The following is a 26,918-nucleotide window of genomic DNA, read 5'->3' as shown; positions in this document are numbered from 1 at the left end:
AATATGGTAACGTGCGTTACTAATTTTAACAAGCAGCCAGCCAGGCTTCCACCTGCTGTGCTACCGGGGTGAGCAAGTCGGCAGACTGGCAGTCTAGCGGGGTATTCTGCGGCATGCTGCGTAGCCAGGTAAGCTGGCGTTTGGCTAGCTGGCGGGTGGCGGCAATGCCGCGGTAGCTTAGCTCGGCCATATCGTACAGCCCGTCCTGGTATTCCCAGGCCTGGCGGTAGCCGACGCAGCGCATGGACGGCAGATCCAGCGATAGCGATGGGTACTGCTGGCGTAGCTGCGTTACTTCATCCAGAAAACCTTGCGCCAGCATTTGTTCGAAGCGCAGGGCAATGCGCTGGTGCAGCCAGGCGCGGTCGGTGGGCTGCAACGCCAGGCGCAGCGTGGCAAAGCTGGCGGCATCGTCGCGCCCCTGGCGCATCAGCTGCGACATGGGTTGGCCGCTGAGCAGGTAGACCTCCAGCGCGCGCTGGATGCGCTGCGCATCATTGGGGGCCAGCCGCGCTGCGGTTTCGGCGTCGACTGCGGCCAACCTTTGGTGCATCGCCGGCCAGCCCAGGCGGGCGGCGTCTGCTTCCAGCTGCGCGCGTGTGGCGGCGTTAGCTTGCGGCAGGTCGGACAGGCCTTCCATCAGCGCCTTGAAGTACAGCATGGTGCCGCCCACCAGTAGCGGGATACGGCCACGGCGGCAGATGTCGGCTATCAGGCGGTTGGCGTCAGCGTGAAACTGCGCCGCCGAGTACGACACGGTCGGGTCGATGATGTCTATCAGGTGGTGCGGGCAGCTGGCCATTTCGGCGGCGGTGGGCTTGGCAGTGCCAATGTCCATGCCGCGGTAAACCAGCGCGGAATCCACGCTGATGATTTCTACCGGGAAGCGTTGCGCCAGCGCCAGTGCCAGGCCGGTTTTGCCGGAAGCGGTGGGGCCCATCAGCAGGATGGCGCGGTGGGGAGAAGTCATCGGGTAGCCAGGAGCAAAATGGAAGGGCGCTATTGTCGCACAAGGCGCCAAAAGAAAAAGCCGCCCGGGGCGGCTTTTTGCTGTCTGTTTCTGGCATTACATCACCAGTTTGGCGCCGATCAATACCATCATGATGGCCAGCGCGGGGCGTAGCCATTGTTCGGCCACACGGCGGGTCATGTGGCTGCCCATCCAGATGCCCGGCAGCGAACCCACCAGCAGCTGGCCCAGCAAGCCATAGTCCATATTGCCCATGCTGGCGTGCCCCAGGCCGGCTACCAGGGTAAGCGGTACCGCGTGGGCGATTTCGGTACCCACCAGGCGGGCGGTAGGCAGTAGCGGGTACAGGGCAAAAATGGCCAGCGTGCCCAGTGCGCCGGCACCGATCGAGCTGAGCGTCACGATGACGCCCAGTACCACGCCGGTGGCGATGGTGGCCTTCACTGGTACGTAGCCTTCCGGGCGCGGCGGGCTGATGCGCGCCAGCTGTTTCAGGATGAAGGGTTTGAACAGGATGGCAACGGCGGTCAGCATCAGGGCAAAGCCCAGCGTGACCTTGATGACTTTGTTAACGTGCGCGGTTTCCAGCTGCAGGAAGTGCAGCACGGCCACGGTCAGTAGTGCGGCGGGCACGCTGCCCAGCGCCAACAGGCGGGTGATGTGCCAATCGATGTGCTTTTGCTTGTGGTGTACCCATACGCCACCCATCTTGGTAATACAGGCGTAGAGCAGGTCGGTACCCACGGCTGTGGCCGGATTGATACCGAACCACAGCAGGATGGGGGTCATCAGCGAGCCGCCACCCACGCCGGTCAGGCCAACGATAAAGCCGACAACCAAGCCTGCAATCACATAGCCCAAGTCCATGGGGCACCCTTCGGTATTGACAGATAAGGGGCCATGCTAACCGATGGTCTTATGCGCCTTTAGACGAATTTCATGGTTAGTTATTCAGAAAATGAATAAAGAAGGCTGCCGCCAACGACCTCATGGCTAGCTGGCGGCGGGGGGTTATTGCGGCAGCTGGCTTGCCCAGTCTTGCAGGGCTTGCAGGATGGCTTGCTGGGCTGGCGTGGCGGTGGCGGCCAGGGCGGCCAGCTCTTGCTGGAAGCTGGCATGGCTGCGCCCGCCAGGTTGGCCGCTATCCAGCTTTTGCCTGCACCATTGCTGCCAGTGCTGCGCCTCCTCCGGGCTCAGGCTGTGCGGGAAGTTGCGTGCACGGTAGCGCCATAGCAGGCGCGTCAGCTGGCTGTCTTCGAACGCGGGGCGTTCTGCGGCCAACTCGGGCGCCGACAATTGTTGCAGACGGTTCAGGATGCGGCGGTCGTTGTAGCTGACAAAGCCACCGTACAGGTTTTCGTCGACATCGGGCACCTCGCCGGCTTCGCGGCGGAATACGGCTTTCCATACCGGTGTCAGGTCGGGCAGGGTGGCGGCGTGGGCGGCGTTTTGCAGCGCCAATGTCTTGTCTATGCCCAGCTCGGCGGCGCGTGCGTCGCTGAGTACCGCCAGCTTGTTGCAGACAAAGGGTGATTTGTTGATGTGGATGCTCTTGAGCGGCAGGCGGCTGACGCCTGCCGGCAAATCGGTACTGCGGGTAAACAGGCGCAGGCGGATGTCTTCTGGCGACAGCCCGGCCAGCTGGCGCGGGTCGTGCGCCAGGTCCCACACCAGTACTTCGTTCTTGTTGCTCGGGTGGTCGGCAATCGGCCACACAATCGCCACATTGCCGCGCTCGCTGCCAAACATGCCGGACACGTGTACCAGCGGCTGTGGGGCGTGCTGGCTGAGCTGGTGGCGCACCGCGTCTTTTTTGCGCAGGTCCAGGCAAAAGTCGAACAGCTTGGGCTGGCGCTGGCGGATCAGCCGCGCCAGCGCGATGGTGGCGCGCACGTCGGACAGGGCGTCGTGTGCCGCCTCGTGCGCCAGACCGTTGGCCGCTGTGAGGTGCTCCAGCTTGAAGCTGGGCAGGCCGGTGTCGTGGCGCGGCCAGTGGATGCCTTCCGGCCGCAGCGCGTAAGTCGTGCGTACCACGTCCAGCAGGTCCCAGCGGCTGCAGCCGTGCTGCCATTCGCGCGCGTACGGGTCTTTCAGGTTGCGCCACAGCAGGTAGCGCGTCACTTCGTCGTCAAAGCGAATCGAGTTGTAGCCGACGCCAATGGTGCCGGGCTGGCCCAGCTCGCGCTCGATGGCGGCGGCAAACTGGTGCTCGGGTACGCCCAGCTCGGCGCAGCGTTGTGGCGTAATGCCGGTAAGCAGGCAGGCTTCCGGCGAGGGCAGAAAGTCCGGTGCCGGTTTGCAGTACAGCATGACCGGTTCGCCGATTTCGTTCAGCTCGCCATCGGTACGAATGCCGGCAAATTGTGCCGGGCGGTCGCTGCGTGGCACGGCGCCGAAAGTCTCGTAATCGTGCCAGAAAAAAGTAGTTTGGGTCATGGCGGGCGGCGCGGCATAAAAAGCGATTGTCCCACCGTGCGCCCCGGTGGCCAAGCGGTGTGGAACTTGGGCGTGTTTAGGGTTTCAAAGCCACCGTGGCACCACGGTGTTCACGCCCCCTGATGTTGTACTCCTTGGGCCGGGTTTGCGTTTGCAAGCTCGGCTTTTTTCGTTTTACAACAAAATCGAATCGTGTTGCCCGTTGATGTGAACATGCTTTTGGCGTAGCGAGAAAAAGCGGGTGCCGTTTTATCGGAGCTTGTTCGGGGTATGGTTCATGCAGACGGCTGCAGATGGCTGGCAGGGTGCCGGCAGGTGGTAATGGCAGGTGGTGATGGTACTGGCGCAGGGGGTGTTGGTGCGGGGTAGGGCTAAGTGGCTGATTTGCCAGTGCGCGAACGGCAGGCAAAAAAAATGCGCGGGGTTTGATGCCCGCGCCAAGTCTACAAAGGAGAAATAGAGGAGAAACTATCAAGAAGCAATTGCTGCATCTCAACGAGAACGGATTATCCGGATCACACCGCAGGGTGTCAATGTATACAATTTACAAAAGCGCAAAAAATATAACATTTCGTCGCGCATAGGATACATTGAATGTTCGAAGGTGAAAATCGAGCGCTTGCTTGTTGTTGCTGTGTAGTGGCAAGCGGCGGCAGGGTGAGCCTGATTTGGCCCGGCGGGTCTGCCATGCCCCCGCGCTAATCTGCACTTTGCACCGGTTACAGGCTCGCCCTCGCTGCCCGGCTGTGCGAAAATACGGTTTTGCCCATCCCACCGGTTGTCAGCAATGAGCGATTTAAGCCCCGTTTTGCCCGATCCACGCCAGTACCCCGAATCTTCCCCTTCCAATATGTTGATCCACTACGCGCAGTCCATTGCGACGGCACGTAGCGAAGACGACCGTGCCATGTGGCAGGACTCGTTGCGAGCCGCCTTGTCGGAAATGCTGGAACGTGAAGAGCTGTTGTCGCTGTCGGTAGCGCTGGCGATGGTCACGTCGCAGCAAACCTACCAGATCCTGTGGGATGCCCTGCGCGATGCCGCCGAGTGCCCGGATGCTGGCCGCCACGCGGTGGTATTTGCTGTGCCGGTAGTGCTGGTGGTGGGCAGCAAGAACAAGGTGACGCTGCCAGAGCGCATTGCCGATGTGGACGGCCTGAATGGTTTGTTCCGCCAGCACGGCCTGTTTGCCCAGGGCGCAGAAGTGTTCCTGTCTGGCAAGCTGCTGCACCCGGATTCCATTGTCGACATTTCATCGGCACAGATTTACCGCTATACCCGCCAACTGGCCGACGCGGCCCGCGGCCTGCCGCTGGAGCTGCCGGCAGCAGCCATCACCGCCAAGGACGAGGGCGTGTTCCTGCGCTATCTGCTGGGCGTGGCCATCCAGGAAGAGGGCGCGCCTGCGCCGGTGAAGCTGGGTGGCAGTGTGGGTGCCTGGGGCGTGCCGCTGATGAAGTTTCTGGGCGACCAGCTCAAAACCGACGGCGTGACGCTGTTCCCGATTCCGCGCCCGCCCATGCCGCTGATGCAGGCTATTGCTGCGGCCAACCATGCCCGGCTGGAGGTGGCGCTGCAGGTGTTTGCCAGCAGCCAGATCCGCCTGTTGCGCGACCAGGGGCAGGAGCCGGTGGCGGTAGTGTCCGCCCACGATAATGGCGAGCTGCACTTTACCGTGTCGGCCGCGGGTAACGAAAAAGACTGGGGTGGTTTTGTGTGGCCGCTGGCAGCACAGGATGTAGTCGGCCAGATCGAAACCAGTTTCCGCATCTTGATGGCCGAGTGCCAGGTAAGCGATGTGCGGCTGGTGCCGGATGTGCAGCCGGAAAGCCGCGATGGCATCCCGCTGTTTTTCACCGCAGACGACTGGCCGGTAAGCCAGACCCTGCAGTAAGACAACAGCGTGGCGAAGGAACATGAATGCAATTCATTGTTTCTTCGCCATTTGTTCATTTCGGCCGGTGGCCGTAATGCGCTAGAATTTTTTCATCCATAACCCTTTGATGGAATTGTCGACGATGTTTGCAGATATCAAGATTGCCCAGTACGACCCGGAACTCGCTGCCGCCATGAGCGAAGAAGTTGTGCGCCAGGAAGATCACATCGAGCTGATCGCCTCGGAAAACTACACCAGCCCGGCCGTCATGGAAGCCCAGGGCTCCCAGCTGACCAACAAGTACGCCGAAGGCTACCCGGGCAAGCGTTTCTACGGTGGTTGCGAGCATGTGGACGTGGTAGAGCAGCTGGCCATCGACCGCGTAAAGCAGCTGTTCGGCGCCGAGTACGCCAACGTGCAGCCGCACTCCGGTTCGCAAGCCAACCAGGCGGTGTACTTCTCCATCCTGAAGCCGGGTGACACCATCATGGGCATGAACCTGGGCCACGGCGGTCACCTGACCCATGGTTCCCCGGCCAACCTGTCCGGCAAGATGTTCAACATCGTGGCTTACGGTCTGAACGAAAACGAAGAGATCGACTACGACGACATGGAGCGCGTGGCGCTGGAAACCAAGCCGAAGCTGATCATCGGCGGTGCTTCCGCTTACGCCCTGCGTTTTGACTGGGCCCGCATGCGCGAAATCGCCGACAAAGTAGGCGCCTACTTCATGGTCGACATGGCCCACTACGCTGGCCTGGTAGCAGCCGGTGTGTACCCGAACCCGGTACCGCACGCCCACTTCGTGACCTCCACCACCCACAAGACCCTGCGCGGCCCGCGTGGTGGCATCATCCTGGCCAAGGCCGAGTTCGAGAAGTCGCTGAACAGCAACGTATTCCCGACCCTGCAAGGCGGCCCGCTGATGCACGTTATCGCCGGTAAAGCCGTGGCTTTCAAAGAGGCGCTGCAACCGGAATTCAAGACCTACCAGGAGCAGGTACTGAAAAACGCTGCCGCCATGGCTGAAACCCTGGCTGCCCGCGGCGTGCGCATCATCTCCGGCCGTACCGAGAGCCACGTGTTCCTGGTGGACCTGCGCCCGAAAGGCCTGACCGGCAAGGCTGCCGATGCTGCCCTGAGCAAAGCGCACATTACCGTGAACAAGAACGCCATCCCGAATGACCCGGAAAGCCCGTTCGTGACCTCCGGCATCCGTATCGGCTCCCCGGCCATCACCACCCGCGGCTTCAAGGAAGAAGAAGCCCGCATCGTGGCCAACCTGGTAGCCGACGTACTGGATAACCCGAACGACGACGCCGTACTGGCCCGCGTAGCCGAGCAGGCTACCGCGCTGGCTCGCCGCTTCCCGGTATACGCCAAGTAATCATCGCGGCCGCCTGCGGGTGGCTGTTGTGTGTACAGCACCGCGCCTTCGCCAGAAGCGCGGTGTTTTTTTGCGCCGTCTTGCTGTCACGGTTTTGTCACCTGGTTGTTATAAGTTGGCCGCATCACACTCACGCCGGATGGAATGCACCATGAAACGTCTGCTTTTGCCCCTGCTGCTGGGTGCGGCGCTGCCTGCGCTGGCCGAGCCGTTTACCCTGCTGGAAACCCGCGAGCCGAACATCGCCGCGCTGGAGCGTTACGAAGTGGCCACGCCGATGGTGCCCTACGCGGGCGCGGCCAAGGCCGCCTTCCCGCAGGGCTTGCCGCTGGCGGTAGGGTCCGGCTTGCGTTTCAAGGGCTACGAGAAAGCCACCTCGGCGCTGGAGTTCTGGTCGCTGACCGACCGCGGCCCCAATGTCGATTCGCCAGATGTGGCGGATGGCAAGGGCAAGCGCGCCAGCAAGGTATTTGCGGTGCCGGATTACACCCCCACCATCACCCAGCTGCGCGTGTCGCTGGCCGAAAAAGCCGAGGTGACCAAAACGCTGCCGCTGAAACAGAACGGCAAGCCGATTAGCGGCCGCCCGATTGCGCCGGGGCAGGTGGGCGCCAGTGGCGAGCTGGGCCTGGGCGAGCAGTTGGCCGCGCTGGCGTATGACGCCAGCGGGCTGGACCCGGAAGGCATCGATGTGGATGCCGCCGGCAACCTGTGGATCGTGGATGAGTACGGTCCCTTCATCGTGAAGGTGGACGGCAAGAGCGGCGAGATCCTGCAGCGCTACGCGCCAGGTCAGGGTTTGCCCGCAGAGTTGGCCGCACGCCAGCCCAACCGTGGCTTTGAAGGTGTGGCGGTAACGCCGGCCGGCAAGGTGGTGGCCATCGTGCAGAGTACGCTGGATGTGGATGGCAAGACCCGCAACGACGCGCTGTTTACCCGCATAGTGGAGCTGGACCCGAAGACCGGCGCGGTGCGCCAGTTTGCCTACCCGGTATCGGCGCACTTCAAGAAAACCGGCGACATGAAGCTGGGTGACATCGTGGCGTTGTCCGACACCCAGTTTGCCGTGATCGAGCAGGGCAAGGACAAAGACAAGCGCATGCATAACGACATCGTGCTGCTGGATCTGGCTGCTGCGACCGACATCAGCGGCAAGCAGCTGGCCGACGGCCGTGCACTGGAGTATGGCGACGCCGCAGCGTTGGCCGCGGCCGGTGTGCAGCCGGTGCGCAAGAAAACCGCGATCGACCTGCGCGCCCTGGGCTGGACGGCAGAAAAAAGCGAAGGTCTGGCCCTGGTGGATGGCAGCACGCTGGCGGTGATCAACGATAACGACTTTGGCGTGGCCAGCGAGCTGCGCGGCAGCAGCCTGAAGCTGGACGAGCTGCGCGTGGCCGACGGCAAGCTGGTAGACAAGCAGGGGCGGGCGCAAGCCGGTGCCAGCCTGGGGGTGGCGGCCAACGGTGAAAGCACGCAGCTGTGGCTGATTACCCTGCAAAAGCCGCTGAAAGAGCTGCTGCAGTAATTGGTTATCGCGAAACAGCAAGGCCCGCTTGCCCCGGCAAGCGGGCCTTGCTGCGTGCGGCGGCTTGCAATCCGGTTATAAGAACAGAGCTTAATATTACAAAGCACATTTTTTGTGCAAATAATTGATTTAAAAGTATAAATGCTGTTTTGGCCGGCGCTGGGGGTTGGCGGGGTGGCGAAGCGCCGGCGCGGCGCCCGTATAATGCGGCCAACGAGGAGAGCATCATGACCCAGCCTGAATTCAAATACCTGGAAGACTTCGTCGGCAACACCCCGCTGGTGCGCCTGAAGCGCATGCCCGGCAACAGCAGCAATGTGGTGCTGGTGAAGCTGGAAGGCAATAACCCCGCCGGTTCGGTAAAAGACCGCCCGGCGCTGTCGATGATCCGCCATGCCGAAGCGCGCGGCGACATCCGCCCCGGCGATACGTTGATCGAACCCACCAGCGGCAATACCGGCATTGCGCTGGCCATGGCGGCCACCATGATGGGCTACAAGATGATTCTGGTGATGCCGGAAAACTCCAGCCAGGAGCGCGTTGATACCATGCGTGCCTACGGCGCCGAGGTGGTGTTGACGCCGAAGGAAGCGTCGATGCCCGGCGCCATCGATGAGGCGCGCCGCCTGCAGGCTGCCGGGGTTGGCCGCATCCTGGACCAGTTTGGCAACCCGGATAACCCGCTGGCGCACATCGAAGGCACTGGCCCGGAAATCTGGCGCGACACCGCTGGTATGGTGACGCATTTCGTGTCCAGCATGGGTACCACCGGCACCATCATGGGTACCAGCGCGTATCTGAAGCAGCAGAACCTGGCCATCCAGATTATTGGCGTGCAGCCGCAGCTGGGCAGCCAGATCCCCGGCATCCGCAAGTGGGAGGACGAATACCTGCCCAAAATCTGCGACTTTAGCCGCATTGATGAGCTGTTGCTGGTAGACCAGCAAACGGCGGAAGATACCGCCCGCCGCCTGGCGCGCGAAGAGGGCATTCTGGCCGGCCCTTCATCCGGTGGCGCACTGGCGGTGGCGTTGCGGCTTAACGAGCAATTACAGAATGCCGTGATTGTTTCTATTGTCTGCGACCGCGGCGACCGTTATCTTTCCACCGGTCTATTTTCTTGAGCGCAAGGTTGGCCGCATGCGGCCAACTTTTACCCATACCACTATGTCCCAACACGTGTTTTCGCCACCCAGCGATGGCTCCATGAGCCCGCAAGCCTGGTATCAGGCAGCCAGCCAGCAAGAAGGCTTTATTCATGACGCCGCCCAGGCAGCAGCAATCGAGCGTCTGGATGCCTTGTGGCAAGCGCTGGTTGACTTCAAGGGCAAGCGTAATCGCTTCCTGGGGCGCAGCCTGCGCAAGCCGGACGTGCCGCGCGGCCTGTACTTCTGGGGTGGGGTAGGCCGGGGCAAGAGCTTCCTGATGGACGCTTTCTTTAGCTGCGTGCCGTACCAGCGCAAGCGCCGCGTGCATTTTCACCACTTCATGGCGGAAATCCACAAGCAGCTGCGCACGGTGTCCAACGAGGCCGATCCGCTGAAAACCGTGGCGGCGCGTATTGCCAAAGACGTGCGGCTGCTGTGCTTTGACGAGTTTCATGTCAGCGATATCGCCGATGCCATGATACTGGGGCGCCTGTTCAGTGAGCTGTTTGCGCATGGCATCATTTGCGTGATGACCTCGAATTACCCGCCGGATAATCTGTACCCCAACGGCCTGATGCGCAGCAATTTCCTGCCCACCATCGCGCTGCTCAAGGCCAATCTGGACGTGCTGAACGTGGATGGCGGCAACGACTACCGCCTGCGCGAGCTCACCCGCGAGCCTTTGTTCCATGTGCCGGCGGGTGCAGAGGCAGAGCAAAAAATGCAGGCCATGTTCGAGCGCCTGGCCGGTGCCACGCCGGAAGAAGCGCATGTGCTAAGCGTGCTGGGGCGCGAGATTACGCTAAGGCGCCACGTGCCTGGCGTGATCTGGTTCGACTTTCTGGCCATTTGCGATGGCCCGCGCGCGCAAACCGACTACCTGGAAATCGCCAGTGAATACCACACCGTGTTCGTGTCCGATATTCCCAGGCTGGCCGCGCGCGACGCTGCCATAGCGCGGCGTTTTACCTGGCTGATCGATGTATTCTACGACCATCGCGTCAAGCTGGTGGCGTCGAGCGCCGTAGAGCCGGAGCAGATTTACACCGAGGGCACCCAGTCCAGCGAGTTCTTCCGCACCGCCAGCCGCCTGACAGAGATGCAGTCGCGCACCTATCTGGAGCTGCCGCACCTGGTGGATAACTTCAAGATTGGCGAAGGGGTCAGCGAGACCTGACGGCAGGGCGTGGTACGTAAAAAGCCGCAGCGGGTGCTGCGGCTTTTTTGTTGGCCAGGCGGTTTGGCGGTTGGCCGGCGGCTAGTGCGCGCCTGCCGGTACCAGTAGTGGCTGGTAGCCCAGTGCCTTCAGTTTGGCCATGGCTTCTTCGGCCTCGGCGCGGGTATTGAACGGCCCCAGTTGCACGCGGGTTTCGGTGCGGGCGTTGATGCCGCGCTTTTTCAGGTCATCCAGCAGTTTTTCCGCGTTGCCCGGGCTGGCAAACAAGCCCAGCTGTACCTGATAGCCCAGCGAGGCGCCGCCAGGGGCTGCTTTCACGGCGGGCAGGGTTGGCATGGTGGCTTTGCTGGCCGCCTGTGGCGGAACGGGGGCTGCGGCTGGCGGCAGCTCGACCTCGCCTACCGGGCTGGTCTTGCCGCTACTGCGTGCTGCTGCTGCCGGGGCCGTTACTGGTGCAGGTGCGGCGGCTTTGGCGGCGACAGGGGTTGCGGGTGGTGTGGCCGGTTTGCTTGGGGGGGTGGCAGTGGCCGTTGCTGGCGCTTTGTTACTGGCCGGTGCGGTATTGGCGCTGCTGGCTTTGCCGGCCGGGGTAGCGGTGGCCATGGCAGGGGTGGCAGGGGCGGCGGTGGCGGGCAGCGGGCTGGTTTGGCCCAGGTTGGCCGCAGGGGTCTTGCCCAGGTCCGGTGTGGCCGGTGATGGCGTGGCGATGGCGGGGGTGCTGGCGGCAGCAGGGGCGCTGCTTTCCGGTAGCTGGGCGATCACCAGCGTAGGCTCGGACGCGGCTTCTTTATTGACAATGCGGCCTGAGCTGACCGGTACGCTGGTAGGCGTGGTTTCCGGTTTTTTGCCGGACATGCTGTCCAGCACCGGGATGGCGGCCAGGGCAATGGCCACCAGGCCTGCCGCCATGGCCAGGCGTTTCTTCAGCTCTGGGGTCATGGCGGTTGCGGAATCAGAAGTGGTGCGCGGATCGGGAGAGGATGGATTCATCGCTGATTAAATTCTGTGCAGCAAACGCTGGTGAACACTGGTAAAATGCCGGGTTCCTCAAAATTGGGTCACTGGCAAGCCTGAAATGCGCATGCCAAGTGTAACCATTTCACTTGCAAACTGGGAGAATTTGTATGGCTATCGAACGCACTCTGTCCATCATCAAGCCGGACGCTGTTGCCAAGAACGTAATCGGTAAAATCTACGACCGTTTCGAAACCGCGGGTCTGAAGATCGTTGCCGCCAAGCTGAAACAGCTGTCCCGCGCTGAAGCCGAAGGCTTCTACGCTGTACACAAAGAGCGTCCTTTCTTCAACGATCTGGTGTCCTTCATGATCTCCGGCCCGGTAATGATCCAGGTGCTGGAAGGCGAAAACGCCATGCTGAAGAACCGCGAACTGATGGGCGCTACCGATCCGAAGAAAGCTGACGCCGGCACCATCCGCGCCGACTTCGCCGACTCCATCGACGCTAACGCCGTTCACGGTTCCGACAGCCTGGAAAACGCAGCGATCGAAATCGCTTACTTCTTTGCTGCTACCGAAGTAACCGCACGCTAATCGCCGTTTGCGGCCAACCCTGGCCGCACGCGGAACCAGTTGTACCCGGCGGCTGCCCAAGGGTGGCCGCCTTTATCCGAGATACACATGAAGACCAACCTGCTCGACTTCAACCTGAACCAGCTGACTGAACACTTTGCCGCGATGGGTGAAAAGCCGTTTCGTGCCAAACAGATCATGCGCTGGATGCACCAGATGGGTGAGGCCGATTTTGACGCCATGACCGATATCGCCAAAAGCCTGCGTGCCAAGCTGCACGACACGGCGCTGGTAGGCATACCGGACCTGATGGTGTCGCAGGAATCCGAAGATGGTACCCGCAAGTGGCTGCTGGACGTTGGCACCGGCAATGGTGTGGAAACCGTATTCATCCCCGAGGATGACCGCGGCACCTTGTGCATATCATCTCAGGTAGGCTGTGCGCTGGAATGCACTTTCTGCTCTACCGGCCGCCAGGGCTTCAACCGCAACCTCAGCACCGCCGAAATCATTGGCCAGCTGTGGTGGGCCAACAAGGCCATGGGTGTGACCCCGCGCAACGAGCGCGTGGTTTCCAACGTGGTGATGATGGGCATGGGCGAGCCGCTGGCCAACTTTGATAACGTGGTATCTGCGCTGCAGATCATGCTGGATGACCACGCCTACGGTTTGAGCCGCCGCCGCGTTACAGTGTCGACTTCGGGTATGGTGCCGCAGATGGACCGCCTGAAAGAGGCCTGCCCGGTAGCGCTGGCCGTATCGCTGCATGCGTCCAACGACCGCATCCGCGATGAAATCGTGCCACTGAACAAAAAATACCCGTTAAAAGAGCTGATGGCAGCCTGCCAGCGCTACCTGGTCAAGGCGCCGCGCGACTTCATTACCTTTGAATACGTGATGCTTGACGGGGTGAACGACAGGCCGGAACATGCACGCGAGCTGATTGCCCTGGTGCGCGATGTGCCGTGCAAGTTCAACCTGATTCCGTTTAACCCGTTCCCGAATTCCGGTTACGATCGTTCCAGCAATAACGCTATCCGCGCATTCCGCGAAATCCTGCAAGAGGCAGGCTTTATCGTGACCGTGCGTAAAACCCGTGGCGATGATATCGATGCTGCCTGTGGCCAGCTGGCCGGGCAGGTGCAGGACAAGACGCGGCGCCAGGAAAAGTGGATCCGTATCGCAGAGGATAAAGGCTGATGAATAAAACACGTATCCTGACCGGTTTGCTGGTGGCGCTGTGCGCTGCCCAGTTGGCGTTGGCCGCAGCCCCGCCGCGCGAACTGGCCGAGATGCGTGCCCAGCTCGCGATCGAATACATGCGCTACGGCAATATGCGCGTAGCACTGGAAAATGCCGATCAGGCCATTGCGGTAGACCCTACCTTCCAGGCCGGCTACCTGGCCCGTGCGCTGATCTACATGCAGCTGCGTGTGGATAGCGAGGCTGAAGCGTCCTTCCGCAAGGCTTTATCCATCCAGGCGGGTAATCCGGAAGTCAACAATAACTACGGGCTGTTCCTGTGCAATCGCCGCCGTTTTGACGAAGCGCTGGCGCGGTTTGACCAGGCGCTGGCCGACCCGTTTTTCTCTGCACCCCACACAGCGTTGATCAACAAGGCAGTCTGCCTGGGGCAGATGAACCGCAATGACGAGGCCAACCAGCTGCTGCTGGAGGCTCTGCGCCGCGCACCGAATGATGCATCGGCACTACGCGAGCTGACGCGCCTGGCCTTGCAGGGCGGTAATGCGCAGCTGGCACAATTTTATTTTGAGCGGCTGGGTAAGGACGAAAAGCGTTTTGGCCCGGCCGAGTTGCTGCTCGGGGTGAAGCTGGCGCGCCTCAAGAAAGACGCGGTTACCGAGCAGCGTCTGGCCGGCCTGCTGAAAAGCCGCCATCCGGATAGCCTAGAAACCCAACAGCTCTTGAGCGGGACCTGATCCCAGGAAGCATGCCCAGGATATGACCTCTTCCGTTGCACAACAGATTGGCCAGCAGCTGCGCGATGCCCGTATCGCGCGCGGCCTGAGCCTGCACGATGTGGCCGACCGTCTGAAACTTTCCCTGCGCCAGCTCGAATGGATGGAGACGGGGGATTTCGCCCGCCTGCCTGGCGCGACCTTTGTCCGTGGCTTTGTGCGCAACTATGCCCGTTTTCTGGAGCTGGACAGTGCACCGCTGATGGCGCTGCTGGAACAGGAGTACCCGACCAGCCCGGCAGACCGCGCACCGCCGCCGCAAGCAGCCGAGGTGCGCGCTGCCGGTGGCGGCAAACCATGGTGGCTGCTGGTGCCAGTTTTGCTGGTGGCAGCCGTGGTCGCCTGGCAAATGCAAGGCAGTCGTAGCGAGGCCGTAGCGCCGCAGGGTGAACTGGCGCCCATGCTGCACCAGGCGTCCAGCGATGCCCTGGCCAGTGCGCCGCAAAGCGGGCCTGCCAGTGCGCCTGTCGTGGCCGCGGTGGCACCGCTTGCTTCTGCCGTGGCAAGTGCCAGCCCGGCTAGTGCTGTGCTAGCGGTGCCGAAGCCTGTCAAGCAGGCCTCAGCCCCTGTAGCGCTGGCCGGCCAGAAAACCGTAAGGGTGCAGGCCAGTGCTGATAGCTGGGTGTCGGTAGTAGACGCGAGTGGCAAGAAACTGGTGTACGGCCTGATCAGCGCAGGCCAAAGCCAGGAGGTGCGTGGTGTACCGCCCTTCAAGCTGAAAATTGGCAACGCTGCCCAAGTTGCGTTGAGCTACGACGGTGCGGTGATAGATCTGAAAGACAAGACGCGCGGTGCGACCGCCAAACTGGAATTGAACTGATAACAGATGGACGCAACGATCAAACGCCGTAAAACGCTGCAGGTAGCGGTAGGCCATGTGATGGTAGGTTCCGAGCACCCGGTGATGGTGCAGTCGATGACCAATACCGATACCGCCGACGCTGCTGCCACGGCACAGCAGGTATTCGAGCTGGCGCAAGCCGGCTCCGAGGTGGTGCGCATCACGGTAAACAGCCCCGAGGCTGCTGCGCGTGTAGCCGAGATTCGCCAGCGCCTGGACGATATGGGCTGCGTGGCACCGCTGGTGGGCGATTTCCACTTTAACGGCGAGCGCCTGCTGAAAGACTACCCGGACTGCGCGCGCGCGCTGGGCAAGTACCGCATCAACCCCGGTAACGTGGGCAAGGGCGCCAAAGGCGACGACAAGTTTGCCTACATGATCCGTACCGCTGCCGAATACGGCAAACCGGTGCGCATCGGCGTGAACTGGGGCAGCCTGGATCAGGCTTTGCTGGCGCGCATGCTGGACGCGAATAGCCATGCGGCCAACCCCAAGGCGCTGGACGTGGTGATGCGCGAGGCGCTGATCGTGTCGGCACTGGAATCCGCCGACAAAGCGATGGAGCTGGGCCTGCCAGCCAACCAGATCCTGCTGTCGTGCAAGGTCAGCAATGTGCAGGACCTGATCACCGTGTACCGCGATCTGGGCAGCCGCTGCGAGTTTCCGCTGCACCTGGGCCTGACCGAAGCCGGCATGGGCAGCAAGGGCATCGTGGCCTCCAGCGCTGCGCTGGCCGTGCTGCTGCAGGAAGGTATTGGCGATACCATCCGTATTTCGCTGACGCCGCAGCCGGGCGAGGCGCGCACCAAAGAAGTGGTGGTGGCGCAGGAGCTGCTGCAAACCATGGGCCTGCGCTCGTTCACGCCGCTGGTTACCGCCTGTCCTGGCTGTGGCCGCACCACCAGTACTTTCTTCCAGGAGCTGGCCGACAGCATCCAGACCTTCCTGCGCGAGCAGATGCCTGTCTGGCGCCTGCAGTACCCCGGCGTGGAAGACATGAAAGTGGCCGTGATGGGCTGTGTGGTGAACGGCCCGGGTGAGTCCAAGCTGGCCGATATCGGCATCAGCTTGCCAGGCACTGGCGAGGTACCGGTAGCACCGGTGTATGTGGATGGCCAGAAAGACGTGACGCTCAAGGGTGACAATATCGCGCTGGAGTTCAAGGCTATCGTGGAAAACTACGTACATACCCGCTACGGCGTGGGCGGCGCCAAGCGCCGTGAGGTGGTAGCGCGCACCATCCCCATCAAACAGGTTTAAGCCGGTGGCCAGCGTTGGCCGCCGCTGCACATGATCAAGCAAAAGAAAGTATGAGAATGGCCCAGAAAATACAGGCTGTGCGTGGCATGAATGATGTGCTGCCGGCAGAGTCGCAGCAGTGGGAATACTTTGAAACCGTTTTGCGCGGCTGGCTGCACGACTACGGCTACGCCAATATCCGTACCCCTATCGTGGAGCCGACACCGCTGTTTGTGCGCTCTATCGGTGAGGTGACCGACATTGTCGAGAAGGAAATGTACTCCTTCGAAGACAAGCTCAACGGCGACCCGCTGACGCTGCGCCCGGAAGGCACCGCCGGTACCCTGCGCGCGGTGGTAGAACACAACCTGCTGTACAACACCACGCAAAAGCTGTGGTATATGGGCCCGATGTACCGCCACGAGCGCCCGCAGAAAGGCCGCTATCGCCAGTTTCACCAGATCGGTGTGGAAGCACTGGGCATGGCCGGCCCGGATATCGACGCCGAAATCATCGCCATGACCGCTGACCTGTGGCAGCGCCTGGGGTTGGCCGCTAGCGTGCAGCTGGAAATCAACTCGCTGGGTAACAAGGAGGAACGTGCCGCACACCGCGAAGCGCTGATCGCCTACCTGGAAAAGCACGTCGATATCCTGGACGAAGACGGCAAGCGCCGCCTGTACAGCAACCCGTTGCGCGTGCTGGATACCAAGAACCCCGCGCTGCAGGACATGGCCAACAACGCGCCGCGCCTGGCCGACTACCTGGGCGACACCTCGCGTGCACACTACGAAGGCTGGAAAGCCATGATCAGTGCGCTGGGCATTCCGTTTGTGGAGAATCCGCGTCTGGTGCGTGGCCTGGACTACTACAACCTGTCGGTATTCGAGTGGGTGACCACCGAGCTGGGTGCACAAGGCACCGTGTGTGCCGGTGGCCGTTACGACGGGCTGATCGAGCAGCTGGGTGGCAAGCCGGCGCCAGGTATCGGTTTTGGCATGGGTATGGAGCGTGTGCTGCTGTTGCTGGCCGAAAAAGGCCTGCTGCCAGCGCGCCGTGGTGCGGATGTGTTCATCGTAAACCAGGGCGCAGGCGCCGCTGCTTACGCCATGCAGCTGGCGCAGAGCCTGCGCGCTGCCGGTTTTAGCGTTGTACAGAACATGGGCGATGGCAGCTTCAAGTCACAAATGAAAAAGGCAGATGGCAGTGGCGCCCTGGTGGCACTGATCATTGGTGAAAACGAAGTGGCAACCGCGCAAGTGGCTATCAAGCCGCTGCGTGCCGAGGCTGCTCAGGAAACCGTAGCTGCCGCCGACGTGGTGGCTGCTGTTTCCCGCTTCAAGTCTTAATTACAAGGGGGCCGCATGGCTTACGACCTGCAGGAACAAGAACAGATCGACGCGCTCAAGGGCTTCTGGGCGCAGTGGGGCAAGCTGATCGGCGGCGCTGTACTGGCAGTTTCGCTGGGTTTTATCGGTTACAAAGCCTGGCATGCTTACCAGAAGAGCCTGGCCGAACAGGCTGCGGTGGTATACAGCCAGCTGGAGCAACAACTGCAGGCCGGCCAGCTGGATAAAGTAAAGGCTACCGTAGCTGCCTTGCAAAAGGACTATCCTGCATCGGCTTATGCGGCCAACGGTACCCTGCTGGCGGCCAAGCTGGCCTTTGACAGCAAAGAGCTGGGTTTTGCCCGCGGCCAACTGAAGTGGGTGGTGGAGCACGCAGAGAAAGACGACACCTTGCAAGCCGTTGCCCGCCTGCGTCTGGCTGCCGTTTTGCTGGACGAAAAGCAGTACGATGCCGCTCTGGCCGAACTGGCCATGGCGCACCCGGTAGCGTTTGATGCCATGTTCCTGGACCTGAAGGCCGACGTACTGGTAGCGCGTGGCGATATTGGCGGTGCACGCGAAGCCTACAAGGCTGCGCTGGCCAAGTCTGCCCCGGAAGCACCGGTACGCGAGTTTATCCAGGCCAAACTTGACTCTTTGGGGAGCTGACCATGATGCGCCGACTGTTGCTGTGTGCTGCACTATTGCCTGCGCTGGGGGGCTGCGCATCGTGGTTTGAAGGCGAAGCAGCCTATCAGCCTACGCCGCTGAAACCCTTGCAAGCGTCTGCGGGGCCGAAGGTGTTGTGGCAAGCCAGTGTGCCGGATGCCGATCGCGGCCTGTTTTCCCCATCTATCGAACAAGGTAAGCTGTGGGTTGCTGGCAGTAGTGGCAAAATCCAGCAACTGGACGCGCAAACCGGCAAAACCCTGCATACACTGGATGTGAAACAGGCGCTGGTAGCTGGTGTGGCGGTAGATGATGGCTTGGTGTTTGTGGGTAATGATCGTGGCGAGCTGCTCGCTGTAAGTGCTGCAGATGGCAAGCCGGTATGGAAGCAAACGCTTACCAGCCTGCTGGCAGAAGCGCCGCAATTGGCCGGCCAGGTATTGATCGTGCGTGCGGGTGATGGGCGTGTGTCTGGCTTCGACGTAAAAACCGGCCGCCAGGTCTGGACGCAATGGCAGGCCCAGCCTCCGCTTACCGTGCGTGCTACCACACCGCAAATCAAGGTGGAAGGTAGCGACGTGCTGCTGGTGGGCGAGGCGGCAGGCAAGGTGGCAGCGTACGCCGCCGAGCGTGGCGACCAGCTGTGGCAGTCTGTGGTGGCCAATGCGCGTGGTGCCAGCGAGCTGGAGCGGGTAACCGATGTGGTAAGCCAGCCCATGTTTGATGGCCGCCGTGTGTGCGCGGTAGCGTACCAGGGGCGTGTCGCCTGCTTCGATTCGCGTGGCGGCCAGCAACTATGGGCACGCGACCTGAGCAGTAGCCGTGGCTTGGTGTCGGATGGCAAGACCGTCGTTGTGACGGCTGAAGATGGCGCGATCTGGGCATTTGATGCCGACTCGGGTCGCAACCTATGGAAACAGGACGATTTCCGCTACCGCAATGTGTCTGCCCCGGTAACGCTGGGTGGTCAATTGCTGGTAATTGATGGTGAAGGCTATGCACATCTGCTTTCATCCCTTGATGGACGTATAGTTGGCCGCAGTAGCCTGAAAGTAAACGGCACCGTGCCACGCCCGCTGGTAAGCGGCGACGTGGCCTACGTGCTGGATAACCATGGCAACCTGTCCGCGCTGACGAAGTAAGTAGTACACAATGAAACCGACTATTGCCCTGGTGGGCCGCCCGAATGTGGGCAAATCTACACTTTTCAACCGACTGACCCGCAGCCGTGATGCCCTCGTGGCTGACCAGCCGGGCCTGACCCGCGACCGTCACTATGGCCATGGCCGTGGTGCCAGCAAGCCTTATCTGGTGGTGGATACCGGCGGTTTCGAGCCGGTGGTGGACGAAGGCATCCTGTTCGAGATGGCCAGGCAAACCCTGCAGGCCGTGGACGAAGCCGATGCCATCATTTTCCTGGTGGATGGCCGTGTGGGCCTGACGCCGCAGGACAAGATCATTGCCAACCGCCTGCGCCAGTCCAACCAGCCGGTTTACCTGGCGGTAAACAAAGCTGAAGGCGTGAGCAATGCCATGGCGGCTGCCGAGTTTCACGAGCTGGCACTGGGCGAGCCACTGGCGATCTCTGCCTCGCATGGTGACGGTGTGCGCGAGCTGGTAGAGCTGGTGCTGGAAAACTTCCCGGAAGCCGAGGAAGAAGAAAAAACCCATCACCCGAAATTTGTGGTGATCGGCCGCCCGAACGTGGGCAAATCCACATTGGTGAATGCTGTGCTGGGTGAAGAGCGCGTCATCGCTTTCGACCAGGCCGGTACCACGCGTGACAGCATCTATATTGATTTTGAGCGCGATGGCCGCAAATACACCATTATCGATACCGCAGGTGTACGCCGCCGTGGCAAGGTGAACGAGGCGATCGAGAAGTTTTCGGTGATCAAGACCATCCAGGCTGTGGAAGATGCCAACGTGGCGGTGCTGGTGCTGGATGCGCAGCTGGATATTTCCGAGCAGGACGCTACCATCGCTGGTTTCGCGCTGGAAGCAGGCCGTGCGCTGGTGGTAGCCGTAAACAAATGGGAAGACCTGGAACTGCACCAGAAAGACACCATCAAACGCGATATCCTGCGTAAGCTGGGCTTCCTGGATTTTGCCAAGTTCCACTATATTTCCGCGCTGCAAGGCCGTGGTGTGGGTGACTTGTTCAAATCTATTGATGAAGCGTACAAAGCTGCCATGAGCAAGCTGCCTACGCCGAAGCTGACACGTATCCTGCAGCTGGCTACCGAACGCCAGCAGCCGCCACGTGCCGGCCAGGTTCGCCCGAAACTGCGTTATGCCCACCAAGGTGGCATGAACCCGCCGATTATCGTGATCCACGGTAACTCGCTGGACAAGATTCCGGACAGCTATACCCGTTACCTGGAAGGCATGTTCCGCAAGGCGTTCCACCTGCAAGGCACACCGCTGCGCGTACAATACAAATCGAACAGCAACCCGTTTGAGGTCGAAGCGACAGGTACCAAGGTAAGTTTGCTGCGCCACAAGGGGTTCAAATAGTCTGCTGGAATTTTTTATGCTAAAAAGACTGTTAGCACCAGCTCGCTTGTACTGAATTACAAAAACTGCATCGAATCGGAGAACAAAAATGAGCGCCAAAGGGCAAATGTTACAAGACCCGTTTCTGAACATCCTGCGTAAAGAGCACGTACCGGTATCCATCTACCTGGTAAACGGCATCAAGCTGCAGGGTCAGATCGAGTCGTTTGACCAGTACGTGGTTCTGCTGAAAAACACGGTGACCCAGATGGTGTACAAACACGCCATTTCCACCGTGGTTCCTGCCCGCCCAGTGAACATCCCGCACGAGCACCATGGTGCCAAGTCGGACTCGCAAGACGCGTAATCCCTAGTCTTACCCCAAGGCTGGCCGGCGTATGCTGGTCAGCCTTATTTATTGAAAGTCCCCTGCGTGTTTGATCGTCCTGATCTTGGTGACCAAGCAGTACTGGTAAGTCTCGACTTTGGCGAGGCGGATTATGAAGATGGCGTCAGCGAGTGCCTGGAGCTGATAAAAGGCGCCGGTGTCGCGGTGACCGGCCTGATCAAGGGCAAGCGCCAGCGCCCGGATGTCGCCTTGTTTGCCGGTAAGGGCAAGGTGGAAGAAATCGCTGCGCTGGTCAAAGCTACCGATGCCAATGTGGTGATCTTCAACCACGCCCTGGGGCCGGGGCAGGAGCGTAACCTGGAACGCGTACTGCAGTGCCGGGTAATAGACCGTGTCACCCTGATTCTGGACATTTTTGCCCAGCGTGCGCGCAGTCACGAAGGCAAGCTGCAGGTAGAGCTGGCACAACTGACGCATATGTCCACCCGCCTGGTGCGCGGCTGGACGCACCTGGAGCGCCAGAAGGGTGGTGTCGGTATGCGTGGTCCGGGTGAAACCCAGCTGGAAACCGATCGCCGCTTGCTGGGCTTGCGCGTGAAGGCACTGAAAGACCGCCTGGCTACCGTGCAAAAGCAGCGCAAAACACAAAGGCGCAGCCGCGACCGCTCCGGTTTGCCGTCCGTCTCCATTGTTGGCTATACCAACGCGGGCAAATCGACATTGTTCAATGGCCTGACCAAGGCTGGTGCCTACGCGGCCGACCAGCTGTTTGCCACGCTGGACACCACCAGCCGTCGCCTGTTCATCAATACCGATGTATCCATCGTATTGTCAGATACCGTCGGCTTTATCCGCGATTTGCCTCACTCGCTGGTGGCCTCCTTCCGTGCCACGCTGGAAGAAACCATCTCTGCCGATTTGCTGCTGCATGTGGTCGATGCGGCCAACCCCATGCGCGAGCGGCAGGTAGAAGAGGTCAATAAAGTACTGAAAGAAATCGGTGCCGATCACGTACCGCAGCTGATGGTGTGGAACAAGACCGACCTGCGGGGTTTGCCCCCCGCCATCCTGTACGACGAATACGGCGCGGTAGAGGGCGTACGGGTTTCGGCACTGTCCGGCGCTGGCCTGGAACTCCTGCGTGAAGCCATTGCCGAACGGGCGTTGGCAACGACTCACTCGCAAACCACAGAAAAAGTAGATCACTATGGCACAGAATGACGATAACCGCGGCAAGCGTCCTGACGACGGCCCGCCGGATCTGGAAGAAATCTTTCGCCAGCTGAACCAGAAGCTGTCACGCCTGCTGGGCGGCAAGCCTGCGCAGCCGGGCGGCAATAATGGTTTTGGCGGCGGCAATGGCGGCATGCCTTCCGAGCGTGGCATGAAGTTTGGCGCTGCCGGGATTGTGGCCATTCTGGGCGGCTTGTGGCTGGCCAGCGGCTTCTACGTGGTAGATGCGCGCGAGCAGGGCGTGGTGCTGCGCCTGGGTAGCTACGACCGTATCAGCGATTCCGGCCTGCAGTGGCATGCGCCTTATCCGTTCGAGCAGGTAGAGATCGTCAATCTCACCGAAGTACGCAGTGTCGAAATCGGCTATCGCGGCTCGGCCAAGAGCCGTGTCGAAGAAGAGTCGCTGATGCTGACCGAAGACCAGAACATCATCGATGTACAGCTTTCGGTGCAATACGATATCAAGGATGCGCGCGAATTCCTGTTCAACAACCTGGCCCTGGAAGAGGGTGCTCAGGATGTGGTGAAACAGGCTGCGGAAACGGCTATCCGTGAAGTGGTTGGCCGCAACAAAGTGGACTTCGTGCTGAACGAAGGCCGTGGCCAGATTGCTGTGGATACCCAGCGCATCATGCAGGAGATTCTGGACCGCTACGGCATGGGGGTGCGCATCGCCAAGGTCAACATCAACGATGTGCAGCCGCCAGAGCCGGTAATTGCCGCCTTTGACGACGCGGTAAAAGCCGGGCAGGACAAGGAAAAGCTGCGTAACGAAGGCCAGGCCTACGCCAACGAGGTCATTCCTAAAGCCCAGGGCCTGGCAGCGCGCCTGGCGCAAGAGGCCGATGGTTACCGCCAGCGTGTGATTTCCACCGCCGAGGGTGATGCAGCCCGCTTCCAGAGCGTGCTGGCCGAGTACGGCAAAGCACCGAAAGTGATGCGTGACCGCCTGTATCTGGACATGATGCAGCAAGTGCTGACCAATAGCAGCAAGGTGTATGTAGACCAGAAAGCCGGTAGCAACCTGCTTTACCTGCCGCTGGACAAGCTGATGCAGCAAACTGCCAGTGATAAAGCTGCCGAGGCCAAGCCTGCCCCTGCTGCGCCGGCCGCCGATACGGCCGCCCCGGCTGCCCAGCCCAACCAGAACATGGCACGCCCGCCGGTAGAGCGCGACGTTGTTCGTGGCCGCTAAAAGGATAGCAAGATGGATCGTTTCTTTCCTGTAGTACTGGGTATCGCCGGCGCTTTGCTGCTGGCATCCGGCTCGCTGTACACCGTAGACCAGCGCCAGTTCGCCATGGTGTTCCAGTTTGGTGAGGTGGTGCGCGTGGTGAAAGAGCCTGGCATCCAGTTCAAGGTGCCAATGCTGCAAAACGTGCGTTTCTTCGATCGGCGTATCCAGACCATCGACCCGGAAGCACCCGAGCTGTTCAACACCCGCGAGAAGAAAAACGTGCTGGTGGATAGCTTTGTGAAATGGCGCGTACGCGATGTAGAGCAGTTCTACAAGAGCGTAGGGGGCAACGAGACGGTAGCCGTGCAGCGCCTGCGTCAGACCATCAATGATGGCCTGCGTGCCGAGTTCGGCCAGAAAACCGTTGCCGACGTGATTTCCGGCAAGCGTGACGAGGTGATGGAGCTGGTGCGCAAGCGTGCCAACGTTGATGCGCAGAAAATCGGTATGGAAATTCTCGATGTCCGCTTAAAGCGCGTGGATTTTCCGGATAAAATCAGCACTTCGGTTTACGAGCGCATGAACTCCGAACGCCGCACGGTAGCCAACCAGCTGCGCAGTGAAGGCGCAGCCGAAGCCGAGCGTATTCGTGCCGATGCCGACCGTCAGCGCGAGGTGGTGCTGGCTGAAGCCTATAGCAAGGCTCAGGCCATCAAGGGCGAGGGCGACGCCAAGGCTGCAGCGATTTACGCCCAGGCTTATGGCAAGAATCCGGAGTTCTATGCCTTCTGGCGGAGCATGGATGCGTACAAGCAAACCTTCCGCAACAAGAGCGACGTGATGGTTCTGGACCCAAGTTCAGAATTCTTCAAGTATTTCAAGAATGCGCAACCGAAGCCACGCTGATAAAATGGTGTGACTTGCGACAGCCCGGCACGTGCCGGGTTGCGATAAAAACAAGGCGGGATCACGCATCCCGCCTTTTCTTGTGTGCAAAAAACAATGCGTAACTGGCTGCTGCCCGAACATATTGCCGATATTTTGCCCGCTACTGCCCGCCAGGTAGAAAGCGCAAAATCGGCCATGCTGGACCTGTTTCGCCTGTCCGGCTACGAACTGGTACTCCCGCCACTGGTGGAGTACGCCGATGCCCTGGTGTCTAGCGACGATGCAACGCTGGACCTGAAAACCTACAAGCTGGACGACCATCTGTCCGGCCGTCAGCTGGGTCTGCGTGCCGATATCACGCCTCAGGTGGCGCGTATAGATGCGCACCTGCTATCAGCCCGTACCGGCGTTACCCGCCTGTGTTACGCCGGTAGTGTTGTGCACGCCCGGCCATCCGGCCTGATGAGCTCGCGCGAGCCGCTGCAGGTAGGTGCCGAGTTATACGGCTACGCCGGTATCGAGGCCGATGTGGAAATCATCGGCCTGATGCTGGACGTCCTGCAGCAGGTTGGCGTGAGCCAGGTGCGGCTGGATGTAGGTCATATCGGCATTTACCGTGGCCTGGCGGCGGCTGCAGGCCTGTCTGCCGAGCAGGGGCGCGAGCTGTTTGCCGCGCTGCAAGCGAAAGACGTTGCCACCATCAGCGAGATGGTTGCTGGCGTGGCCGAGCCATACCGCAGTGCCTTCCTGGCCCTGCCGGAGCTGTACGGCCCGGCCAGCATTCTGGATAAAGCGCGTTCGCGCCTGCCATCGCTGCCGGAGATCGAGCTGGCGCTGATGCAGCTGTCAGCCATTGCTGCGGCGGTGGGTGATCGCGTACAGCTGAGCTTTGACCTGGCCGAGCTGCGTGGCGATGCCTACCATACCGGCCTGATGTTTGCCGCCTACGCGCCTGGCTGGTCCGAGGCGCTGGCGCGTGGTGGCCGTTACGACAACGTTGGCCGCCGTTTTGGCCGCGCCCGTCCTGCCACCGGTTTCAGCCTGGACCTGCGTGATCTGGTGCGCATCCTGCCGCAAAAAGACAGCGTGCAGGGCGTCAAACTGGCTGCCCGCCTGTTGCCGATGGCTGCAGGCAAAGTGACTGAACTGCGCGCCGCTGGCGAGCGGGTCATCATCGACTATCTGGGTGAATCTGCCGAAGCGCTGAACTGCGACCGCGAACTGGTCCTGGTATCGGGCGAATGGCAGCTTGTGCCTTTCAAGTAATGTGATTTCTGAAGAGAAGAGGTTTTTTCCAATGTCCAAGAATGTCGTGGTAATCGGTACCCAGTGGGGTGACGAGGGCAAGGGCAAGATTGTTGACTGGCTGACAGACCACGCCCGTGCGGTAGTGCGTTTTCAGGGTGGTCATAACGCGGGCCATACCCTGTGGGTAAACGGCAAGAAAACCGTGGTGCGCCTGGTACCGTCCGGCATCCTGCGTGATGGCGTGGAATGCTTCATCGGCAACGGTGTCGTGCTGTCGCCAGAGGCACTGCTGAAAGAGATCGACGAGCTGGAAGCCGCTGGTGTCAACGCATCGGCCCGCCTGAAGATCGCCGAAGGTTGCCCGCTGATCCTGCCGTATCACATTGCGCTGGACCAGGCCCGCGAAGCCGCCAAAGGCGATGCCAAGATCGGTACCACCGGCCGTGGTATCGGCCCGTGCTACGAAGACAAGGTAGCGCGCCGCGCGCTGAAGGTGATCGACCTGTTTGATACCGACCGTTTTGTGGCCAAGCTGAAAGAAAACGTCGAGTACTACAACTTCCTGCTGACCAAGCTGTTCAATGCCCAGCCGGTAGACTTCGACACCATCCTGGCCAACACCATGCAGCAAGCCGAGCGCATCAAGCCGATGGTGGCCGATGTGTCGCGCATCCTGCACGACCTGGACAAGGCCGGTGTGCCTATCCTGTTCGAAGGCGCGCAAGGCACCCTGCTGGACATCGACCACGGTACCTACCCGTACGTGACCTCGTCTAACTGTGTAGCCGGTGCAGCAGCACCGGGTGCCGGCGTGGCACCACAGATGCTGAACTACGTACTGGGCATTGTGAAGGGCTACGCTACCCGCGTGGGTTCCGGCCCGTTCCCTACCGAGCAGGAAAACGATATTGGCGCTTTCCTGGCCAAGCGTGGCAACGAGTTCGGTTCCGTTACCGGCCGCCCGCGCCGCTGTGGCTGGTTTGATGCAGCTGCACTGAAGCGTTCCATCCAGATCAACGGTGTGTCCGGCCTGTGCGTGATGAAGCTGGACGTGATGGACGGCCTGGAAGAGATCAAGCTGTGCGTAGGTTACAAGCTGAATGGCGAAGTGGTAGACATCCTGCCATTCGGTTCCGACGCCGTAACCCGCTGTGAGCCGATCTACGAGACCATGCCAGGCTGGAGCGACAGCTCGGTAGGTGCCAAGCGTTGGGAAGACCTGCCGGCTAACGCCCAGGCCTACCTGAAGCGCATCGAAGAAGTTTGCGGTGCGCCGATCGATATCGTGTCTACCGGCCCGGATCGCGAAGAAACCATCGTACTGCGCCACCCGTTCGGCCTGTAATGGTCTGATAGTGCCGGCTCTGCCGGTGCGGTGTAACAAAAAGCCCGTCCATGTGACGGGCTTTTTTTGCGTGCTACC

Annotated in this window: 24 protein-coding genes; 20 read left to right on the top strand and 4 right to left on the bottom strand. The window is 60.9% G+C overall.

What is annotated here, in order from left to right; genetic code table 11:
• Positions 1-25: 25 nt before the first annotated feature.
• From miaA to sbcB, 3 genes are all read right to left on the bottom strand, one after another.
• On the bottom strand, positions 26-970 hold the full coding sequence (miaA, locus tag PQU95_RS04755) for a tRNA (adenosine(37)-N6)-dimethylallyltransferase MiaA (RefSeq protein WP_272750926.1): 945 nt from the start codon (positions 968-970) through the stop codon (positions 26-28).
• A gap of 96 nt (positions 971-1,066) precedes the next feature.
• A complete protein-coding gene (locus tag PQU95_RS04750) occupies positions 1,067-1,837 on the bottom strand; it encodes a sulfite exporter TauE/SafE family protein (RefSeq protein WP_272750925.1) in 771 nt (256 codons plus the stop codon).
• Positions 1,838-1,981: 144 nt separating this feature from the next.
• The gene (gene sbcB, locus PQU95_RS04745; protein ID WP_272750924.1) at positions 1,982-3,406 is read right to left on the bottom strand and encodes an exodeoxyribonuclease I; all 1,425 of its coding nucleotides are present in this window, start codon (positions 3,404-3,406) and stop codon (positions 1,982-1,984) included.
• 787 nt (positions 3,407-4,193) lie between these two features.
• Between sbcB and PQU95_RS04740 the strand changes: the two genes are divergently transcribed.
• The 5 genes from PQU95_RS04740 (at position 4,194) to zapE (ending at position 10,519) form a co-directional block, all read left to right on the top strand.
• On the top strand, positions 4,194-5,300 hold the full coding sequence (locus PQU95_RS04740; protein WP_272750923.1) for a DUF2863 family protein: 1,107 nt from the start codon (positions 4,194-4,196) through the stop codon (positions 5,298-5,300).
• Between the two features lie 124 nt (positions 5,301-5,424).
• Positions 5,425-6,669, top strand: coding sequence for a serine hydroxymethyltransferase (gene glyA, locus PQU95_RS04735; protein WP_017508488.1), 1,245 nt, complete (start codon positions 5,425-5,427; stop codon positions 6,667-6,669).
• Positions 6,670-6,820: 151 nt separating this feature from the next.
• On the top strand, positions 6,821-8,194 hold the full coding sequence (locus PQU95_RS04730) for an esterase-like activity of phytase family protein (RefSeq protein WP_272750922.1): 1,374 nt from the start codon (positions 6,821-6,823) through the stop codon (positions 8,192-8,194).
• Between the two features lie 227 nt (positions 8,195-8,421).
• A complete protein-coding gene (gene cysM, locus PQU95_RS04725; RefSeq protein ID WP_272750921.1) occupies positions 8,422-9,318 on the top strand; it encodes a cysteine synthase CysM in 897 nt (298 codons plus the stop codon).
• A 43-nt stretch (positions 9,319-9,361) separates the two neighbouring features.
• A complete protein-coding gene (gene zapE, locus PQU95_RS04720; RefSeq protein ID WP_272750920.1) occupies positions 9,362-10,519 on the top strand; it encodes a cell division protein ZapE in 1,158 nt (385 codons plus the stop codon).
• 81 nt (positions 10,520-10,600) lie between these two features.
• On the opposite strand, the gene PQU95_RS04715 is transcribed toward zapE, so the two are convergent.
• Complete coding sequence (locus PQU95_RS04715) at positions 10,601-11,458, bottom strand: SPOR domain-containing protein (RefSeq protein WP_272750919.1); 858 nt, start codon at positions 11,456-11,458, stop codon at positions 10,601-10,603.
• 185 nt (positions 11,459-11,643) lie between these two features.
• Here PQU95_RS04715 and ndk point away from each other — a divergent pair, with 185 nt between their 5' ends.
• The 15 genes from ndk (at position 11,644) to PQU95_RS04640 (ending at position 26,840) form a co-directional block, all read left to right on the top strand.
• Positions 11,644-12,069 (top strand): nucleoside-diphosphate kinase, encoded by a 426-nt coding sequence (ndk, locus tag PQU95_RS04710; RefSeq protein WP_147683833.1) that lies wholly within the window; start codon positions 11,644-11,646, stop codon positions 12,067-12,069.
• Positions 12,070-12,156: 87 nt separating this feature from the next.
• Positions 12,157-13,248, top strand: coding sequence for a dual-specificity RNA methyltransferase RlmN (rlmN, locus tag PQU95_RS04705; protein WP_017508494.1), 1,092 nt, complete (start codon positions 12,157-12,159; stop codon positions 13,246-13,248).
• The gene (gene pilW / locus PQU95_RS04700) at positions 13,248-13,988 is read left to right on the top strand and encodes a type IV pilus biogenesis/stability protein PilW (RefSeq protein WP_272750918.1); all 741 of its coding nucleotides are present in this window, start codon (positions 13,248-13,250) and stop codon (positions 13,986-13,988) included. The genes rlmN and pilW overlap by 1 nt, the downstream gene beginning before the upstream one ends.
• 22 nt (positions 13,989-14,010) lie before the next feature.
• Entirely contained in the window at positions 14,011-14,847 is an 837-nt protein-coding gene (locus tag PQU95_RS04695) for a helix-turn-helix domain-containing protein (RefSeq protein ID WP_272750917.1), read from the top strand.
• A 6-nt stretch (positions 14,848-14,853) separates the two neighbouring features.
• Entirely contained in the window at positions 14,854-16,128 is a 1,275-nt protein-coding gene (gene ispG / locus PQU95_RS04690; RefSeq protein ID WP_272750916.1) for a flavodoxin-dependent (E)-4-hydroxy-3-methylbut-2-enyl-diphosphate synthase, read from the top strand.
• 56 nt (positions 16,129-16,184) lie between these two features.
• Positions 16,185-17,456, top strand: a complete 1,272-nt coding sequence (gene hisS / locus PQU95_RS04685; protein WP_272750915.1) for a histidine--tRNA ligase — start codon at positions 16,185-16,187, stop codon at positions 17,454-17,456.
• A gap of 15 nt (positions 17,457-17,471) precedes the next feature.
• Complete coding sequence (locus PQU95_RS04680) at positions 17,472-18,104, top strand: YfgM family protein (RefSeq protein ID WP_272750914.1); 633 nt, start codon at positions 17,472-17,474, stop codon at positions 18,102-18,104.
• Positions 18,105-18,106: 2 nt separating this feature from the next.
• Positions 18,107-19,246 (top strand): outer membrane protein assembly factor BamB, encoded by a 1,140-nt coding sequence (gene bamB, locus PQU95_RS04675; protein WP_272750913.1) that lies wholly within the window; start codon positions 18,107-18,109, stop codon positions 19,244-19,246.
• A gap of 10 nt (positions 19,247-19,256) precedes the next feature.
• Entirely contained in the window at positions 19,257-20,621 is a 1,365-nt protein-coding gene (gene der / locus PQU95_RS04670) for a ribosome biogenesis GTPase Der (RefSeq protein ID WP_017508501.1), read from the top strand.
• Positions 20,622-20,709: 88 nt separating this feature from the next.
• Entirely contained in the window at positions 20,710-20,967 is a 258-nt protein-coding gene (gene hfq / locus PQU95_RS04665; RefSeq protein WP_017508502.1) for an RNA chaperone Hfq, read from the top strand.
• 66 nt (positions 20,968-21,033) lie between these two features.
• Positions 21,034-22,170 (top strand): GTPase HflX, encoded by a 1,137-nt coding sequence (hflX, locus tag PQU95_RS04660; protein ID WP_272750912.1) that lies wholly within the window; start codon positions 21,034-21,036, stop codon positions 22,168-22,170.
• Positions 22,157-23,377, top strand: coding sequence for an FtsH protease activity modulator HflK (gene hflK, locus PQU95_RS04655; protein ID WP_272750911.1), 1,221 nt, complete (start codon positions 22,157-22,159; stop codon positions 23,375-23,377). The genes hflX and hflK overlap by 14 nt, the downstream gene beginning before the upstream one ends.
• 12 nt (positions 23,378-23,389) lie before the next feature.
• The gene (gene hflC / locus PQU95_RS04650) at positions 23,390-24,265 is read left to right on the top strand and encodes a protease modulator HflC (protein WP_272750910.1); all 876 of its coding nucleotides are present in this window, start codon (positions 23,390-23,392) and stop codon (positions 24,263-24,265) included.
• Between the two features lie 96 nt (positions 24,266-24,361).
• On the top strand, positions 24,362-25,513 hold the full coding sequence (locus PQU95_RS04645) for an ATP phosphoribosyltransferase regulatory subunit (protein ID WP_017508506.1): 1,152 nt from the start codon (positions 24,362-24,364) through the stop codon (positions 25,511-25,513).
• A gap of 31 nt (positions 25,514-25,544) precedes the next feature.
• A complete protein-coding gene (locus tag PQU95_RS04640; protein ID WP_017508507.1) occupies positions 25,545-26,840 on the top strand; it encodes an adenylosuccinate synthase in 1,296 nt (431 codons plus the stop codon).
• The last annotated feature ends 78 nt before the right edge of the window (positions 26,841-26,918 follow it).

Origin of the sequence: Vogesella aquatica, assembly GCF_028548455.1 — a bacterium.
Classification (GTDB): domain Bacteria; phylum Pseudomonadota; class Gammaproteobacteria; order Burkholderiales; family Chromobacteriaceae; genus Vogesella; species Vogesella aquatica.
Note: the sequence above shows the minus strand (reverse complement) of the source record. Positions and strands in the feature narration are given on the sequence as shown.

What these genes read in the sequence shown, in the direction of transcription:
- cysM (WP_272750921.1), top strand. Translation starts at nt 8,422, where the DNA reads ATGACCCAGCCTGAATTCAAATACCTGGAAGACTTCGTCGGCAACACC.
- zapE (WP_272750920.1), top strand. Translation starts at nt 9,362, where the DNA reads ATGTCCCAACACGTGTTTTCGCCACCCAGCGATGGCTCCATGAGCCCG.
- PQU95_RS04715 (WP_272750919.1), bottom strand. Translation starts at nt 11,458, where the DNA reads ATGACCCCAGAGCTGAAGAAACGCCTGGCCATGGCGGCAGGCCTGGTG.
- PQU95_RS04645 (WP_017508506.1), top strand. Translation starts at nt 24,362, where the DNA reads ATGCGTAACTGGCTGCTGCCCGAACATATTGCCGATATTTTGCCCGCT.
- ndk (WP_147683833.1), top strand. Translation starts at nt 11,644, where the DNA reads ATGGCTATCGAACGCACTCTGTCCATCATCAAGCCGGACGCTGTTGCC.
- hflK (WP_272750911.1), top strand. Translation starts at nt 22,157, where the DNA reads ATGGCACAGAATGACGATAACCGCGGCAAGCGTCCTGACGACGGCCCG.
- PQU95_RS04680 (WP_272750914.1), top strand. Translation starts at nt 17,472, where the DNA reads ATGGCTTACGACCTGCAGGAACAAGAACAGATCGACGCGCTCAAGGGC.
- hfq (WP_017508502.1), top strand. Translation starts at nt 20,710, where the DNA reads ATGAGCGCCAAAGGGCAAATGTTACAAGACCCGTTTCTGAACATCCTG.
- miaA (WP_272750926.1), bottom strand. Translation starts at nt 970, where the DNA reads ATGACTTCTCCCCACCGCGCCATCCTGCTGATGGGCCCCACCGCTTCC.
- sbcB (WP_272750924.1), bottom strand. Translation starts at nt 3,406, where the DNA reads ATGACCCAAACTACTTTTTTCTGGCACGATTACGAGACTTTCGGCGCC.
- der (WP_017508501.1), top strand. Translation starts at nt 19,257, where the DNA reads ATGAAACCGACTATTGCCCTGGTGGGCCGCCCGAATGTGGGCAAATCT.
- rlmN (WP_017508494.1), top strand. Translation starts at nt 12,157, where the DNA reads ATGAAGACCAACCTGCTCGACTTCAACCTGAACCAGCTGACTGAACAC.
- hflC (WP_272750910.1), top strand. Translation starts at nt 23,390, where the DNA reads ATGGATCGTTTCTTTCCTGTAGTACTGGGTATCGCCGGCGCTTTGCTG.
- hisS (WP_272750915.1), top strand. Translation starts at nt 16,185, where the DNA reads ATGGCCCAGAAAATACAGGCTGTGCGTGGCATGAATGATGTGCTGCCG.
- PQU95_RS04640 (WP_017508507.1), top strand. Translation starts at nt 25,545, where the DNA reads ATGTCCAAGAATGTCGTGGTAATCGGTACCCAGTGGGGTGACGAGGGC.
- PQU95_RS04695 (WP_272750917.1), top strand. Translation starts at nt 14,011, where the DNA reads ATGACCTCTTCCGTTGCACAACAGATTGGCCAGCAGCTGCGCGATGCC.
- glyA (WP_017508488.1), top strand. Translation starts at nt 5,425, where the DNA reads ATGTTTGCAGATATCAAGATTGCCCAGTACGACCCGGAACTCGCTGCC.
- PQU95_RS04750 (WP_272750925.1), bottom strand. Translation starts at nt 1,837, where the DNA reads ATGGACTTGGGCTATGTGATTGCAGGCTTGGTTGTCGGCTTTATCGTT.
- PQU95_RS04740 (WP_272750923.1), top strand. Translation starts at nt 4,194, where the DNA reads ATGAGCGATTTAAGCCCCGTTTTGCCCGATCCACGCCAGTACCCCGAA.
- ispG (WP_272750916.1), top strand. Translation starts at nt 14,854, where the DNA reads ATGGACGCAACGATCAAACGCCGTAAAACGCTGCAGGTAGCGGTAGGC.
- PQU95_RS04730 (WP_272750922.1), top strand. Translation starts at nt 6,821, where the DNA reads ATGAAACGTCTGCTTTTGCCCCTGCTGCTGGGTGCGGCGCTGCCTGCG.
- pilW (WP_272750918.1), top strand. Translation starts at nt 13,248, where the DNA reads ATGAATAAAACACGTATCCTGACCGGTTTGCTGGTGGCGCTGTGCGCT.
- bamB (WP_272750913.1), top strand. Translation starts at nt 18,107, where the DNA reads ATGATGCGCCGACTGTTGCTGTGTGCTGCACTATTGCCTGCGCTGGGG.